The sequence below is a fragment of the Vibrio chagasii genome, from assembly GCF_002954585.1.
Taxonomy (GTDB): Bacteria; Pseudomonadota; Gammaproteobacteria; order Enterobacterales; family Vibrionaceae; genus Vibrio; species Vibrio chagasii_A.
In genome coordinates this window covers 986,889-1,002,454 of record NZ_MSCI01000001.1, presented here as the reverse complement: position 1 = coordinate 1,002,454, position 15,566 = coordinate 986,889, and the positions used below count along the sequence as shown (strand labels likewise).

General features: G+C 44.3%; 14 protein-coding genes. 10 read left to right on the top strand and 4 right to left on the bottom strand.

Annotated elements, in window-relative coordinates:
• Positions 1-6: 6 nt before the first annotated feature.
• The 8 genes from BTO10_RS04855 (at position 7) to dbpA (ending at position 9,844) form a co-directional block, all read left to right on the top strand.
• Positions 7-2,166, top strand: a complete 2,160-nt coding sequence (locus tag BTO10_RS04855; protein WP_105023758.1) for a type I secretion system permease/ATPase — start codon at positions 7-9, stop codon at positions 2,164-2,166.
• On the top strand, positions 2,159-3,484 hold the full coding sequence (locus BTO10_RS04850; RefSeq protein WP_105023757.1) for an HlyD family type I secretion periplasmic adaptor subunit: 1,326 nt from the start codon (positions 2,159-2,161) through the stop codon (positions 3,482-3,484). The genes BTO10_RS04855 and BTO10_RS04850 overlap by 8 nt, the downstream gene beginning before the upstream one ends.
• A 33-nt stretch (positions 3,485-3,517) precedes the next feature.
• Positions 3,518-4,831 (top strand): TolC family outer membrane protein, encoded by a 1,314-nt coding sequence (locus BTO10_RS04845; RefSeq protein ID WP_105023756.1) that lies wholly within the window; start codon positions 3,518-3,520, stop codon positions 4,829-4,831.
• Positions 4,831-5,469, top strand: coding sequence for an OmpA family protein (locus BTO10_RS04840; RefSeq protein ID WP_105023755.1), 639 nt, complete (start codon positions 4,831-4,833; stop codon positions 5,467-5,469). The genes BTO10_RS04845 and BTO10_RS04840 overlap by 1 nt, the downstream gene beginning before the upstream one ends.
• Positions 5,469-6,413: a PstS family phosphate ABC transporter substrate-binding protein gene (locus BTO10_RS04835; RefSeq protein ID WP_105023754.1), complete on the top strand. Its 945-nt coding sequence runs from the start codon at positions 5,469-5,471 to the stop codon at positions 6,411-6,413. Before BTO10_RS04840 ends, BTO10_RS04835 begins: the two co-directional genes overlap by 1 nt.
• Before the next feature lie 210 nt (positions 6,414-6,623).
• On the top strand, positions 6,624-7,190 hold the full coding sequence (locus BTO10_RS04830) for a hypothetical protein (protein WP_105023753.1): 567 nt from the start codon (positions 6,624-6,626) through the stop codon (positions 7,188-7,190).
• Between the two features lie 217 nt (positions 7,191-7,407).
• Positions 7,408-8,316: an aldo/keto reductase gene (locus tag BTO10_RS04825; protein WP_105023752.1), complete on the top strand. Its 909-nt coding sequence runs from the start codon at positions 7,408-7,410 to the stop codon at positions 8,314-8,316.
• Positions 8,317-8,464: 148 nt separating this feature from the next.
• A complete protein-coding gene (gene dbpA, locus BTO10_RS04820) occupies positions 8,465-9,844 on the top strand; it encodes an ATP-dependent RNA helicase DbpA (RefSeq protein ID WP_102424864.1) in 1,380 nt (459 codons plus the stop codon).
• Positions 9,845-9,949: 105 nt separating this feature from the next.
• Here the strand turns inward: dbpA and BTO10_RS04815 are convergent, their stop codons facing one another.
• The gene (locus BTO10_RS04815; RefSeq protein ID WP_004737794.1) at positions 9,950-10,123 is read right to left on the bottom strand and encodes a hypothetical protein; all 174 of its coding nucleotides are present in this window, start codon (positions 10,121-10,123) and stop codon (positions 9,950-9,952) included.
• A gap of 276 nt (positions 10,124-10,399) precedes the next feature.
• Here BTO10_RS04815 and BTO10_RS04810 point away from each other — a divergent pair, with 276 nt between their 5' ends.
• Positions 10,400-11,236 (top strand): DUF6279 family lipoprotein, encoded by an 837-nt coding sequence (locus BTO10_RS04810; RefSeq protein WP_004737795.1) that lies wholly within the window; start codon positions 10,400-10,402, stop codon positions 11,234-11,236.
• Positions 11,237-11,323: 87 nt separating this feature from the next.
• Here BTO10_RS04810 and BTO10_RS04805 read toward each other — a convergent pair whose 3' ends face one another.
• The 3 genes from BTO10_RS04805 to BTO10_RS04795 all read right to left on the bottom strand — a co-directional run bounded on the left by BTO10_RS04805 (position 11,324) and on the right by BTO10_RS04795 (position 13,736).
• Positions 11,324-11,947, bottom strand: a complete 624-nt coding sequence (locus BTO10_RS04805; RefSeq protein WP_105023751.1) for a 3'-5' exonuclease — start codon at positions 11,945-11,947, stop codon at positions 11,324-11,326.
• A gap of 70 nt (positions 11,948-12,017) precedes the next feature.
• Positions 12,018-12,422, bottom strand: a complete 405-nt coding sequence (locus BTO10_RS04800) for a PPC domain-containing DNA-binding protein (protein WP_105023750.1) — start codon at positions 12,420-12,422, stop codon at positions 12,018-12,020.
• A 108-nt stretch (positions 12,423-12,530) separates the two neighbouring features.
• Positions 12,531-13,736, bottom strand: coding sequence for a DEAD/DEAH box helicase (locus BTO10_RS04795; protein ID WP_105023749.1), 1,206 nt, complete (start codon positions 13,734-13,736; stop codon positions 12,531-12,533).
• Between the two features lie 348 nt (positions 13,737-14,084).
• On the opposite strand from BTO10_RS04795, the gene BTO10_RS04790 reads away from it, so the two are divergent.
• Entirely contained in the window at positions 14,085-15,191 is a 1,107-nt protein-coding gene (locus BTO10_RS04790; protein ID WP_105023748.1) for a DSD1 family PLP-dependent enzyme, read from the top strand.
• Positions 15,192-15,566 lie beyond the last annotated feature (375 nt).

The following is a 15,566-nucleotide window of genomic DNA, read 5'->3' as shown; positions in this document are numbered from 1 at the left end:
TTTAGATTGGTAGAACAAAAAGACAGCTGGCTAGGTTGTGTGGAGTGGTTATGCGAGCATTTTAATGTGCGTAGCCACCCGTCCAAAATAGTGTCTGGCCTACCTTTAGACCAAGGAAGGCTTAATGAGTCCCTTTTCCCAAGAGCGATTGAGAAATCAGGCTTGACTCTGAGTCATGTAAAGAAAGAATTACTGACGCAATGTCAGTTTCCGGTTGTTGCTGTGAAATTAGCGACAGGAGCTCCCCTAGTTGTTACCCATGGCGTTGATGATGATTTTGAAGTTTTGGATTGTGAATTTAACTCTAGTCAGACTATCTCGTTAAAAGAGTTGGCTGCACAAGTCGAACCTTATGTTTGGCAAGTTGGCGCTCAAGCTCTCGATGATGCTCGTGTTCAATCGCACGAACGCAGTGACAGTAAATCAAACACGCGCTGGTTGTGGCGAGTGGTCAAAGAAGTGAAACCTTGGTACCGAGACCTGTTTATCGCTTCGTTCTTGATTAACGTATTGGCGCTAGTCGTTCCGCTCTTTACCATGAACGTATACGACCGTGTTGTACCAAACCAAGCGTTTAACACGCTTTGGGTACTGGCCGCTGGCGTTGGTATTGTGGTTATTTTTGATTGGGTATTGAGAAGCTCACGAAGCTCTGTGACTGATATGGCGGGGCGATATATGGACAACAAGCTGTCTTCTCAGTTGTTCTCAAAAGTTCTCGGTATGAAGCTCGAAAACCGACCGCAATCGGTAGGTGCATTCGCAAGACAGCTTCAAGACTTCGATAGCGTAAAAGATTTCTTCACTTCCATTTCTTTGGTCACGCTGGTCGACTTACCGTTTACTTTGCTTTTCCTTTTACTTATCGGTTGGCTCGGCGGTGCGATGATGTTCATTCCGGTTGCTATCATGCTTGTGCTGATCGTGCTCAGCATTGCCATGAAGGGCAAAGTAGAAAAAACATTTGATGAAACCGCACGTCTATCGACACAAAGACAAGCACAACTGTTCGATTGTTTAACAACACTCCCTGACATCAAGCAGAACAACGCGGAAGGCATTACTCAAAAGCGTTGGGAGCAGACGATCTCCTCGCTATCTCAATGGCAGACTCAGTCTCGCCATTACTCCAACATCGTGACGCACTCCATTCAATCGAGTCAGCAGATTGTCACCATCACACTCATTATCTTCGGCGTGTATCAGATCTCCGAGGGCTTGCTCAGCATGGGTGGCTTAATTGCTGTGGTGATGTTGAGTGGCAGAGCCGCGAGTTCGGTTAATCAACTTTCTCTGCTTATGTTGAGGTTTCAGCAAACCCGTTCGGCGGTTGAAGGCTTGAACCAGATTATGGAGCTACCTCAGGAAGAGTCGAAACACCAAGTGATAGACAAGGGCGACTTTGATGGTGGGGTGAGACTTGATGAAGTGACCTTCTCTTATCCAGAGACGCAAAGCCCTGTATTGAAGGACATCTCACTAGAGATCAAACCGGGTGAGCGAGTGGGTGTGATTGGTGCTGCAGGTGCCGGAAAAACCACACTGTTATCGATTGTTGCTCGTCAATATCTGCCCACGACAGGGCAAGCATTCTATCAAGAAATTGATGGACAACTTTGGCCAACCAGTGTCTTACGAAGTGGTATGGGCTGGGTAGGGCAAAACACCAACCTTATTTTTGGTAGCGTATACGACAACGTCACCCTAGGGGCGACCAACGTTGACGAAGAGAAGTTAAGACTTGTACTACAGCAATCGGGTTTGAACGGTTATATGGGACGCTTAAGTAATGGCTTGGAAACGCCGGTGGGCGAAGGCGGTCGATTGCTCTCAGGTGGTCAGCGTCAAGCGGTGGCGATTGCAAGAGCACTGTACCGCTGTCCAAAGCTTTTGATCATGGATGAACCAACCAGCGCGTTAGATAACCAAGCTGAAATACAGTTCTTTAATGCACTGCAAAGCATGCCGAGAGAAACGTCTATGCTGATCAGCTCGCACAAATCTTCCTTCTTAATGATGTGTGACCGCGTGATTGTGTTGGACAAAGGTCAGATAGTCGCTGAAGGTGAGCCTAAAGATATTCTATCGCTACAGAAGAAAAGTGTCCCTAAAGGGGCGAGCCGCTTTAAGACGGTTTCAGTGGTGAAAGGAGGTCGTTATGAGTAACGATATTCAATGGACCAATAATCACTTGGCGTTTCGTTCACGTAAGTTGATTTGGCTAAGCGCACTGTTGATCGTGTCGATTATCGGCTGGGCGACGTGGGCAACGCTCGAAGAAGTGGTGATTGGCGAGGGCAAAGTGGTGCCTAGCCTTTCCGTACAAACGATTCAGAGTTTAGAGGGGGGCTTGGTTCAAGAGATCATGGTGCGACAAGGTCAATCTGTGGTGAAAGGCCAGCCTCTGGCGAAATTAGAAGACACGCGTTTTAAGGCTGCATTTTTAGAGTCGGCTCAACAAGCGGATACTTTGCTTGCTCAACAGTTAAGGTTAAGAGCCGAACTCTCGACTGTGGTGTTAAATAACGATGCTAAAGAGTGGTATGAGCGAGTGGTATTGGTGCCACAAGATATTGTTGTCGATGTATCAAGCCACCCTGCATTAATGAACGCCAAAGCGAACTATCTTGAGCGTTTGGGGCAATTAAAGTCGGAACTGGAAGAGGCGGCACTGCGTATTGAGCAACAAGCTCAGGCTCGTGTTGATACCCTAAATAATATTCAGACTCTTGAGAGCAGCTTAGATATCGTGATTCGAGAGCGCAACATGCTCAAAGATGTGGTGGCCAGCGGTGCGGTTGCAGAAGTTGAGTTATTAAAACTGAATCGCGACGTGGTGAAGCTTAAGGGTGATATTGCGAACTCAAGAGTGGCAGCTCAGAAACAGATGGCGGCGTACTCAGAATCTATTGCCGATCACCGCAGCATTGCATTGGATTTTAGAACTAAGGTGCAAGGTCAGCTCAATGAAGTGACAAGCAAAATCGCGCAGCTAAACGAAAGCCAACAGGCAATCGCAGACCAACTGAAACGAACGGAAATCGTAGCGCCTGTCGATGGCACGGTGAAAGAGATCTTTGTTCGCACTATCGGTGGTGTTGTTCGCCCTGGTGAGCCGATTATTGAGCTGATCCCATCCAACAGTCAGCTGATTGTGGAAGCTAAGATCTCCCCGCAAGACATTGCATTTGTTCACAAAGGGTTAGGGGCAACGATCAAGTTCTCGGCTTACGACTTTGTGATTTATGGCGGGTTAAAAGGTGAAGTGACCTACGTGAGTGCCGATGCCTTGCAAACTGAAGACGGCAACGCGTATTACCGAGCCCATATTCAATTAAACGAAGACCAGCAACAAAACTCTGCCTTTAGCATTATCCCAGGGATGCAAGTGGCGGTTGATATCTTAACCGGTGAAAAAACAGTATTGAGTTATTGGTTGAAACCTATTTTACGAGCTAAGGAAAACTCACTTCGCGAGCGATGAAGTGCGTCAAGCATAAATATAAAAGGAAGTGTAATGCATTCAAAATTCTTACTCTCTTCTTGCTTACTAATGAGCGGGCTTTCTCAAGCTGCTTCATTAGAAGAATCAGTGGCATTTGCTATTGACTATAGTCCAGAGATATTGGCGCAGTACTCCAGATACCAATCGGTAATACGAGACGGAGATGCGGCGAGTGGCTTGTATATGCCACAAGTCAATTTATATGCAGCAGCGGGTTATGAAGAGACTCGTTATAACAGTGGCAGTAAGCTTGATACCGACGACCGAGGCCTAACACGAACAGAAATTGGCGTTAAAGTCTCTCAGCTACTGTTTGATGGTTTCAAAACGACCTCGAATGTCTACCGTTTAACTTACGAAGCGGAAGCGGAGCGTTTGACGCTGATTTCTCGTGCTGAAAATGTGTCACTGGATGTGGTTCGAAACTACCTTGATATCTTGAAAGCTGAGGCGCTTTTGGAGCTGTCTAAACGTAATGTAAAAGAGCACCAAGAGATCTATCAAGATATCCAAGATAAAAAGAGCAAAGGCTTAAGCAGTAATTCAGATTTAGCTCAGATCTCGGCTCGTGTCGCGACGGCACAGTCTTCATTGATCGCGGCTCAAAACAACCTGTTTGATTTGCAAACCCAATATCTACGTTTGGTCGGCAAGCCAGCGGTGAACTTGGTGTATCCACGTTTTGATTACGCTCTGTTACCTAGTTCTGCTGAAGTCGCTCTTGAACAGGCGGTAGAAAATCACCCTGAAATCAAAGCCTCTTTACTTGATATTGATGCTGCTCGTAAAGAGATGCGTAGAGAGAAAGGCGATTACTACCCAGAGGTCAAATTAGAGCTTCACGCGAATAAGAATGATAACGTCTCGAATCCGCCTGGTGGCGTCGACGAAGATGCCAGAATCATGCTGACCATGGATTACGATCTGTTTAATGGTTTCTCTACAGACTCACGTGTCGAATCGTCAGCGTGGCGTGTAGAAGAGGCTAGAGCGATTCGAGTTAGAACTGAGCGCGAAGTGAAAGAGGGGACTCAACTCGCTTGGAATGCCTACAAAATGCTTGAACAGCAAAAGTCGTTGCTTCAACAGAACGTGGATGCTGCCAAGATAGCCGAGTTAGGTTATATCCAGCAATTTAATGTTGGCAGACGAAGCCTATTGGATGTTCTCGATGCCAAGGTTGAGGTTTTCCTAGCTAGACGAAATTTCATCAGCACAGAATACGATCAGACACTGGCAGCATACCGAGTATTGAACGCGATGGGCATGTTGACCTACGCATTGAGGGTTGAACACCCAGAAGAGTGGCAAGGGGAGAACAAGTAATGAAACATATTAAACTCGCGCTACTTAGTTCTATTTTGCTGATGGGCTGTGCTGAAACGCCAGACACCACGATGACTCGTCACCAAATCGATGATTTAGCGGATAATGACCGTGACGGTGTCATCAACCAGCGAGACCTGTGCGCGGACACTCCTGAAGGCGTAACCGTTGATATCAAAGGCTGTGCGAACTGGAAGATCGTAGAAGACGTTGAAGTACTCAGCGTGGCATTTGATTTCGATAAGTACGACCTTAAACCAGAGCATACAGCGGTGTTGAATGAGTTAGTTCGTTTGCTTGGTGAGCAGCCAGACGCTTCAGTAACCTTAGTGGGTGATACCAGCTCAGAGGGTACCAACACTTACAACAAGGCATTGGCGAAGAAAAGGACTGGCGTTATCCGAGACGCACTGATCGACCGCGGAATTGATAGTAAGCGTATCTTTGAACAAGAATTTACTCAGATAACCAGCCTAACTCAGCATCTTCACAAGCGTAAACGTAGAACCATTGCTGTGTTAAAAACCGAGAGTATGGAAGTGAATCCATCTTGGAATATTTTTACTTCAGAGATGCAGCTAGACAGTAACAGTGACGTTGAATCTAAGATAATGATCGACCCGGAAGGAGGCCAGTAATGAAGAGTCTATCGAGTAAATCTGGCTTACTGCTTGCCACTATACCGGCCCTTTTCTCGCCAGTAACATTGGCGAATGACGTCACAGAGATCGGCTTAGTCGCCATTGAACCTAATATGGAAGCCTTAGTTGAAGACTTGCTCAAGAGTCAAGAGATCGACTTGGAGCTTTTGTTGAGTGACAGCGTGCCAGAACAAATGATCATGCAGCGTTCACGTGTGGGTATTACTTCGAAAAAGTGGACCGACAAAGAGATGGCAAGGTTTGATATGCGCTACGGCTATAGGCCGACAGAGCTAATGTTTACCGCCGATGTGATTGCAATTCTGGCCAATGAGGATAACCCTGCCACATCCATTACGGTCGCTGAACTTATCGATGTGTTTGGATGCTCAAATGATCCTAAGCACTCTAAATGGTCATCAAGTAGTGATGCTCGTAACGGCGAAAGCCTAGACACCCATATGCTGCCCTTTGCCATTGACCATAACCTGAAAGGGCATACTACCTTTTCCAGTTGGGTTGAGTGTGGAGCGGATGGGGAATATGCACATACGCAGTTCCTATCGGACTTACCACATCTTATAAACAAGATTGAGGATGAAGAGGCGGCGATTGGTTACACCGTCTACTCGGATCAAATCTCTGATGTAAAATGGCTGAGTGTTGTCGATAACTTAGGGGTTAATTACGACCTTAATAAAGAGACAATCCTCTCCGGGCGTTACCCATTAGCGACTGTGTACTATATGTACTTGAACATCCCAGCACACCGTAAAGGGTTTACCGAGCAAGAGAAGTTCTTTATTGGCCTCACGCTTTCTGAAGACCATCAAGAGGTACTAAATCAGTACGGTTTCATCAGCTTACCGCCAGAAGCGATTCAACGTAACAAAGTGAGATTGTCGCTTGAAGAACCTGCTATTGAAGGTGGATATAAATAATGGGTACGTCATGTTGTAATGTTGGCGGCGGAGTGATATCCTTACTTTCGTAATGGTTCTCAACGTGACGGATTACGTTATTCGGCGATGAATTTATCTAGCGGGCATGTATGCCCGTTTTTTTTCGCCTAACATTTGTGGCTGTACAGGTTGTAGGTTGTTTGGTTACGTATAATGAGTCACGTCTAGTGATTTGAATAAGTAACATTAATGAAACGTCTTTCTGCCCTAATCGTACTATTAGCTTTCAATATCCTCTCTTTCTCCGTTCAAGCGAGTGAAAGCTGGTGGCTGCGGACCGTATTTAACACGAGCCACGCTCAGCCTAGTTCCCAACACTATATTAACGACATCGATTTAATGGATTGTGGCGAAGTCGAAGGCACTCAGCTGTGTAGCGACCTAACGCAGTACTACGATCTTGATGTGTATGTAGAGTTGGACTTAACAGCATCAAGTGTCGAAGTCGTTCGTTTCACACTGCCATATTCCAAATTAAGTTACACCAAACTTCAAGCATACCTGCGCCAAGATGGCTTTGCGCTCAGCTCAATTCGAATTGGGGAAGATGAGTTCGATGTTGTGAGCCAACTTGAACTGGCAGAAAGGGAAGGAGTAAGTGCTGACATAGTGGACAAGCAGTTGATCGAGTTTATGAATGGATCGCACGACTCTTCAGAGCAAATAAGCCAATGGAATGTCCCAAATGTTGACTCTCCTTGGATCGTTCTAACGAGTGACGAAGACAATTTGACCGTGGAACTTAATCGCTTTTAATCACTCAAATTTATAGAAAGTGTTATTTTTCATTCGAGTAAACCACCTTTTTCGTAGAACGCCTGAGAGCCAGACAGCAAGCTATTATTGATTTGAGTGTTCGTTTTTCTGTTGCTCTCACAGTTTTAGCAAGCGTTTACCTTTGCCATTTGTTAAACGTTGAGCCGTCGGTAAAACGAACATAGGATACGCTCAGTATTGATAAAGGAGACAACCCATGGTTGCAAAAGTAACGATAGCGCCACAAGGCCCAGAATTTTCTGAGTTGGTGCAAGGATACTGGCGTACGGCAGAGTGGGGCATGACCCCTCAACAACGTCTAACTTTCCTTAAGCAACACATAGACCTTGGTATCACAACGGTTGATCACGCGGATATCTATGGTAACTACCAATGTGAAAAGCTGTTTGGTGAAGCACTCACGCTAGAGCCTAGCCTTCGAGACGAGATTCAAATCGTCACCAAGTGTGATATCAACTTGTGTGGTGACCACACTCCTGAGCGTAAGATCAATCACTACGACACTAGCGCACAGCATATCTACCAATCAGTAAATAACTCATTAGAGCGCCTAGGCGTTCACGATATCGATGTATTGCTGATTCACCGTCCTGATGCCTTAATGGATGCTGGCGAAGTAGCAGAAGCCTTCGCAGAGCTGCACAAAGTCGGTAAGGTTAAGCACTTTGGTGTATCTAACTTTTCACCACGTCAATTCGAATTATTGCAATCTCGTCTAGGCAAACCGTTAGTGACTAACCAAGTTGAAATCAACCCATTGAATTTCGACGTTGTCCACGACGGTACTTTGGATCAACTACAGATGAACCGTGTTCGTCCTATGGCATGGTCTTGTTTAGGTGGCGGTAGTATCTTCACTGGTGACTCAGAACAAGCAATTCGAGTTCGTGAAGAACTAGAAGCGATTCGTCAAGAAGTGGGTGCAGACAGTATTGACCAAGTGATCTACGCTTGGGTACGTCGTTTACCATCTAACCCAATTGCTATCATTGGCTCTGGTAAGATTGAACGCGTTAAGACAGCCGTTGATGCACTGAAAATCGAACTGACTCGCGAACAATGGTATCGCGTGTGGGTGGCTTCTAAAGGCCATGGTGTGCCATAGAAAGCAATCCGTAAACAAGTAAAAGCCAGCTAACAAAGCTGGCTTTTTGTTTTTCGCTCAGAGCGGTTCTTCCAAACTGTGATTAAGGTGGAATAATTTTCAAAAACACTCATAATGCACTCTGTTTTTCACCAGTTGGATATTTCCATTGAGCACTTCAAAATTCTCTTCAATCGCCCTTAAACCTGAGCTTCTGCATACGTTGGATTCTCTTGGTTATACTGAAATGACGCCGATCCAAGCGTTAAGTCTTCCTACTATCCTAAATGGCAAAGACGTTATCGGTCAGGGTAAAACGGGTTCAGGCAAAACAGCTGCTTTCGGTTTAGGCGTGCTGCAAAACCTACGCGTTAAGCGTTTCCGTGTTCAATCTCTAGTGTTGTGTCCGACTCGTGAACTGGCAGACCAGGTCGCAAAAGAGATTCGTACGCTTGCTCGTGGTATTCACAATATTAAAGTGCTGACACTGTGTGGTGGTATGCCAATGGGGCCACAAATTGGCTCACTAGAGCATGGCGCACACATCTTAGTCGGTACTCCTGGTCGTATTCTTGATCACTTGGAGAAAGGCCGCATTGACCTATCTGAGCTGAACACGCTGGTATTAGATGAAGCGGATCGCATGCTAGAGATGGGCTTTCAAGACGCGTTGGATGCAGTTATCGATGCAGCACCAAAAGATCGTCAGACTCTTCTGTTTAGTGCAACCTTCCCTAAACAAATTAAATCAGTTGCTGACCGCATCATGCGTAACCCAGAAATGGTGAAAGTTGAATCGACGCACGATCACTCGAGCATTCAGCAGCACTTCTACAAGCTTGAAGGTTCTGAGGCTCGTGACGATGCTCTAGAGTTGTTGTTACTTCATCATCAACCAGAATCAGCGGTTGTGTTCTGTAACACGAAGAAAGAAGTACAGAACGTGACTGACGAACTAAGCCACCGTGGCTTTAGCGTTATCGAGCTGCATGGTGATATGGAGCAGCGTGAACGTGACCAAGCTTTGGTTCAGTTCTCAAACAAAACTATCTCGATTCTAGTTGCGACAGACGTTGCGGCTCGCGGTCTAGATGTTGATAACCTAGATGCAGTATTCAACTTCGAGTTGTCTCGTGACCCAGAAGTTCACGTACACCGCATTGGTCGTACAGGTCGTGCAGGTAGTAAAGGTGTGGCGATCAGCTTCTTTAGCGAAAAAGAGATGTACCGTGTGGCTCAAATTGATGAGTACATGGACATGCCAATCGAGCCATCTGAACTACCAGCGAAACCAATCGCAAAACCGTACTACTCAAACATGGTGACGATCCAAATTGATGGTGGTAAGAAAGCCAAGCTTCGTGCAGGTGATATTCTTGGCGCATTGACTGGTCAAGGTGGTATCGAAGGCAAGTCGGTAGGTAAGATTAACTTATTTGCAATGCGCGCTTACGTAGCGGTAGAGCGTTCTGTTGCTAAGAAAGCATTGAATAAGATCGAATCAGGCAAAATGAAGGGCCGTCAATTCCGCGCCCGAATTCTGAAGTAATTCGAGATTCTAGCCCTTTACTGTCACGTTAAGCACGGCGCAGTAAAGGGTGTTTCTCAATGGGTTAGTCTATTTCCCCACGCTATATAACGATTAATCTGCTCTCTATTCATCGGGCCTTATCGAATAAAGGTCGTTCAGATGTTTCCCTTCGTTAAGATACCAAGTCATCGCTTCCTGTCGGTTGCTCGCTATTATTGTCATGGTAGTTACTTTCCCATCGTCAAAATAGCAAAGCTCGTATTCTAACGCGCTGGTATTTTCAGGAATAGCGGCCATAGCTTCCCTCCCAAATACTGAATATTCGATACTCATTTAAATCATGCAGCTATTTCCAACTTGCATTTCAAATAAGCAAAAAAGCCGAATAACATCACTGCTAACAATAGGTTTTATTTTAATCATTTGCCGAAATGGCTTATTTGGCAAGGTTAAGTCTCAATTTATCTGAAAGTTTTACGAGAACTTGCTTTTATAGCTAATGTTATAAGATCAAGAGTAAATCTATTTTGTCGTTTGGGTTTACTGATTAGTCATAGGCTGTGAGAGGGTGTAATGAGAAAATGCCGTTGGTTACTTCTATTGGTCTGTTTCCTATTTGTTGGGTGTGGCACTAAATTCGCTTATAACAACATCAGTTGGTTTGTGGTGAGTTACATAGAAGACTTTGTTTCTCTTTCTAATAGCCAAGAGTCCGAGTTAGAGGCTCGTTTAGACTCTCTTCAAGCATGGCACAAACAAACTCAGCTGCCGCTTTATATTGAGCAGTTGCAAGTACTACAAAATATCAATCGTTCAGAGTTGAGCCCCGCTTTTGTTGTTGAGCAAAGTGAGCAAATAAAGAATCACATTCGAAGCATCGTCAATAAATTCTCTCCTGACATTTACGCGTTAAGTATGCAGCTTAGCCCTAAGCAGGATAGAGAGTTCTTAACGAACTTTAGAAAAAAGCAGCAAGAGTTTTACGAAGAGAGATTATCTTTGAATGATGATGATTCTAAAGAACGATATCGCGATCGAATAGAAGAGCGTTTAGAGCGATGGTTAGGATCGATATCAAAAGAACAAAAACAGATTATTGTGACTTGGTCTCAAGAGTGGATAAATACCAATGATAGCTGGCGAGAGTATCAAAATAATACTTATCAAGATCTCACTCTGCTCATGGAAGAGAAGAGCGACTTGCATATCTCTCAGCCGATTATTATGAAGTTGCTTTTGAACAATGAATCTTATTACCCAGACGGTTTGGAATCTCAACTCAATAAGAATATGCAGACATCCGCCAAGTTCTTAGTGGACATCGCAGCGGTAAGTAGTGATAAGCAATGGTCTTATTTCATAAATGAATTAGAGAGCCTTGAGTCAACACTGATTACCTTGCAAGAGTAGGGTGTAAGTAAGCCTTTCTAATAAAAGAAAAGGCCGCTCTAGAAACATAAAGCGGCCTTTTACCTAAACTATTTGTTGTGAACGCTATTAACCTCGGCAACTCACAAGGAGCTTTGGAATAGCGCCTTTGGCTGTCTTGGATATTTTCTGCATCAATTGGAAGCTAGGTTGTTGTATACCATGGTCACTCTGTAGCTCATCAATCATTAATAACCATAGTCTTGCTGTCATCTCTGAATCGGCTAACGCTCTGTGGAAAGTACCATCGTTGTCGATATTCTTGAAACGCACAAGGTCACCTAACTTATGAGTCGGTGCGTCTTGGATAAGGCGACGAGCGATCAGCATTGAACATGCAAATTGTCCATTGTAATCACGACCAATATTATCTAACTCTGCATCAAGGAAGCGTTTATCAAACGAGGCATTATGAGCGACTAATTGGCTGTCTTGAATGAAGTCTGCAAATTCATCCATTACTTCTCCACAGCTAGCAGCGGTGCTTAACATACGATTAGTGATTCCGGTATAGCCTTCAATGAACCCACTCACGCGAAACCCTGGGTTCATCAGTTGTTGAAAGGTGCCGACTACTTCGCCGTTAACGAGTTTCACAGCACCAATTTCTATCGCTCGATCGCCCATATTCGGGGACAAGCCAGTGGTTTCGAAATCGAGAACGATAACGGAGTCTGCGGAGTGTGGAGCCATGGTGTTTCCTAATAACTGTTTATCTGTATCGCTTTATATAAGCGTTGGTATTGCTGTCGGTGTATCCAGCTTATTGTGGGTCATCACTGATAGTGAGCTCAGTGTAACCTGTCGAATCGTCATGCTCTCTGCTGAAGGTCAAGGTATCGTAGCGATGAATAATTAATTCAGCGGTGGTTGCGATGATGGTTCCTTCAAGTAAATGGCCACCAATCACATCACCATTCTCATCAGCTACCGAAATGTGAACGTGCTGGTGGTTCGGTGTCAGTGTTGCCATGGCAGACACGATTTCGAACGGCGCTTGAATTAACTTTGTGTGGTTTGCGTTTGCTAAGCGAATATTGAGTTGGGAAACACAGCCCACACAAGATGCAATAGAGCCCGCTGCCACGTTATGTTTAGCCACTAGCTTTTGTAGTTCAAGCTTTAAGTCTTGGCCTCGGGTTAATCGTGTTGCAATTGGGTTAATCATTGGCTTCCCTCTAACTCTCACTGGTCTAAAGAACAAAACGAAGCCATAGTTGGCTTCGTTTTGTCATAATTTAGCAATACGCTTTGGCTTGAAATCAAGCTCGGTTAATTACTTGCCTTCTTTTGCTTGCTGTTCTCTTTTCTTCTTAGGAACAAAGTTCAGCACCGAAATAGGCACTTCTTTACGTGGTTCAAAACCTTCAACCACTCGGCGTTCAATCAAGTGACCAAGGCGCTTTTCAATAATGCACAAGTTCTTGAAGTTGTCTTTTGACAAGAAAGAGATCGCTTCACCCGTTGCATCAGCACGGCCAGTACGTCCAATACGGTGAACGTAGTCGTCTGCTGGGAAAGGCATATCGTAGTTAACAACGCGTGGTAGGTTGTCGATATCAATACCACGTGCAGCAACGCCCGTTGCCACTAGGAAATTAAGGTGACCTTTCTTGAAGTCAGCCAAGATCTTTTCACGAACCGCTTGGCTACGCCCACTGTGGAACGCTTCAGCATGAATGCCACGCTTTTCAAGTTGAGATACGAGCTTAGCCGCACCATGCTTGGTTTCGATGAAGATAAGCGCTTGGTCCCAGTTACCCTCAGTAATCATGTGGCTCAGTAGCGCAGACTTACGATCTTTATCTACCGTTACCAACCATTGTTCAATGTTCGCTTTCGATGCGTCTGTTTTGGCAATAGAAATCTCTTCAGCATCACTGATAGCACTCTTCGCTAGTGCACGAACCGGTGTTGAAAGCGTTGCTGAGAACAGCAGGTTTTGTACATCTTGTGGCAAACGAGCGATGATCTTGTTGATGTCTTCGATGAAGCCCATGTCTAGCATGCGGTCTGCTTCATCCAGTACTAATACTTCAACTTCATCAAAGTGGACGGCGCGTTGACCATACATGTCGATCAAGCGTCCTGGTGTTGCCACTAGAATATCAACACCTTCAATCAGACGATCTTTTTGATGTTGGTAAGAGACACCACCGTACATTGCTAAAGACGTTAGGTTTAAAAACTTCGCGTACTTCTTGATGTTTTTCTCAACCTGAACCGCCAACTCACGCGTTGGTGTAAGGATCACAGCACGGATGCGCTTCTTACGTTGCGTTTCACCTTTACTTAGCATTTCTAAGATAGGGAGAACAAAGCTCGCAGTTTTACCTGTACCTGTTTGTGCTGCCGCAATAAGGTTCTTACCAGAAAGTACAATCGGAATTGCTTTTTCTTGAATAGAGGTTGGCTTTTCGTAGCCTTGTTTTGCAACGGCTTTAACAATAGGTGAGCTTAATCCAAGCTTGGAAAATGGCATAAGTTTCTCGGTATGATTTGGCTAAATAGCGATGGAAAGGTTCAACAATCTTATACAAGGATAAGATTAATGGCGGCATTCTACCATGTTGCTTGTGTATCGCTAGTATCAAAAGCTTTTAGCTCTATCAGTGTTAAGTAAATGGTAACTAATCAGCAGTGGAATTCTCTCGGTCACTTTACATTATCTTAACTGAGCATATGTGTTAAACCAAAGCCTATTGTTAGTTCACAAGTAAAAGTTATGTTATTCATTTGTCTAGAAATAGCCTTGCTCAAAGTGATTCATACCTTATAATCCGGGCATATTACAGTCATAAAAAACTATTATTTTAGCTAGGATACTTTTATGGATATCAGTCATTTAGATACTCCTTCATTGATCGCGGATCTTGACGCAATGAGTATTAATATTCAGTTGATGCAGGAACGCATTAACGATTTAGGATTAGCTCTTCGTCCTCATACCAAAGCACACAAAATTCCTGCTGTTGCACAAATGCAAATAGACGCGGGAGCGCAGGGTATTTGTGTGGCCAAATTAGGCGAAGCGGAAGTGATGGCACAAGGTGGTATTAAGGATATTCTCATAACCACGCCTATTGCGGGACAAAAGAAGATTCAGCGTTTAATCACTCTACATCAAGGTCATCCTGACACCCGTTTTATTCAGGTGATTGACGATCATTATCATGTTGTAGAAATCGCCAAAGCCGCATCAGCGGCAAATATTTGTGTTGAGCTGATGATAGAGGTGGAATGCGGTCAGCAGCGATGTGGTGCTCAGGTTGGTGACGCTTTAGTGGAGCTTATCCAAGCGATTCAAATTACGGATGGCGTTAGCTATGCCGGAGTCCAAGCTTATAGTGGACACTTACAACATGTTAAGGGGTACTGTTCGCGAAATGAGCAGGCGAGATCTGTTGTGGTGCCTTTGTTTGATTTCATTAGATCTACTTTAGAGCCTAAAGGTATGGCCCCTCAGATAATTAGCGGAGGAGGAACTGGGACATACACTGCCTATCAAGGATTGGGGTACAGTGAAATCCAAGCCGGTTCGTATCTTTTTATGGATGCGGCTTATCTTGCAATTGGAGACGAAACCAATGCAACCAAGAATCAGCAATTTTCTCCTGCCCTCAAAGTGCTAAGCACCGTGATTAGTCAGCCAACGCCTTCGCGTACCGTGATTGATGCAGGGATGAAATGTCTTTCTATTGATCTTGGCATGCCTATTGTTGAAGGTCGTGAAGGAGTAAGGTATCAAACTGGCGGGGATGAACACGGTATCCTTCATCATGAAGAAGGTTGCGAGATTTTTGAACTTGGACAGCAAGTTATTCTGTTGCCAAGCCACTGTGATACGACATTGAATAATTTCGATACTTTGTATGCCGTACAAGATGGAAAAGTGGTCTCCCAGTGGACAATAAAAGGGCGTGGGCGCTCAGATTAACATGTCTTAATAATCGTTTGGAACGTCTGAACAGCAACCTAAAAAGCAGTTTGTATAATGAAAAATCTATTATTTTACTTAGTACTTACTGCTATTTTTATGAAATGGATTAATTTGATTTTCAGAAAGAGTTATAAATAAGTATTAATATGAAACGAAACTTTTGCTACTTACCTACAACATAATTACTCCTTAAACTGATACTATTATCACCTTCTTTTTTTTATGGAGTAATAGTTGGTGACATAATTTTATTTAACTGTTAGTGTTTTATTTTTCGTGCTTTTGAAGCATGTTGGCAACCCTCCTTTATCTACATAACCCTCCTATATTTATTATCTTATCTTGCCAATCTTATACGTTGTAGTGATTTAG

Coding starts and splice junctions, on each gene's coding strand:
- BTO10_RS04850 (WP_105023757.1), top strand. CDS start 2,159: ATGAGTAACGATATTCAATGGACCAATAATCACTTGGCGTTTCGTTCA.
- BTO10_RS04845 (WP_105023756.1), top strand. CDS start 3,518: ATGCATTCAAAATTCTTACTCTCTTCTTGCTTACTAATGAGCGGGCTT.
- BTO10_RS04840 (WP_105023755.1), top strand. CDS start 4,831: ATGAAACATATTAAACTCGCGCTACTTAGTTCTATTTTGCTGATGGGC.
- BTO10_RS04835 (WP_105023754.1), top strand. CDS start 5,469: ATGAAGAGTCTATCGAGTAAATCTGGCTTACTGCTTGCCACTATACCG.
- BTO10_RS04830 (WP_105023753.1), top strand. CDS start 6,624: ATGAAACGTCTTTCTGCCCTAATCGTACTATTAGCTTTCAATATCCTC.
- BTO10_RS04825 (WP_105023752.1), top strand. CDS start 7,408: ATGGTTGCAAAAGTAACGATAGCGCCACAAGGCCCAGAATTTTCTGAG.
- BTO10_RS04815 (WP_004737794.1), bottom strand. CDS start 10,123: ATGGCCGCTATTCCTGAAAATACCAGCGCGTTAGAATACGAGCTTTGC.
- BTO10_RS04810 (WP_004737795.1), top strand. CDS start 10,400: ATGAGAAAATGCCGTTGGTTACTTCTATTGGTCTGTTTCCTATTTGTT.
- BTO10_RS04805 (WP_105023751.1), bottom strand. CDS start 11,947: ATGGCTCCACACTCCGCAGACTCCGTTATCGTTCTCGATTTCGAAACC.
- BTO10_RS04800 (WP_105023750.1), bottom strand. CDS start 12,422: ATGATTAACCCAATTGCAACACGATTAACCCGAGGCCAAGACTTAAAG.
- BTO10_RS04795 (WP_105023749.1), bottom strand. CDS start 13,736: ATGCCATTTTCCAAGCTTGGATTAAGCTCACCTATTGTTAAAGCCGTT.
- BTO10_RS04790 (WP_105023748.1), top strand. CDS start 14,085: ATGGATATCAGTCATTTAGATACTCCTTCATTGATCGCGGATCTTGAC.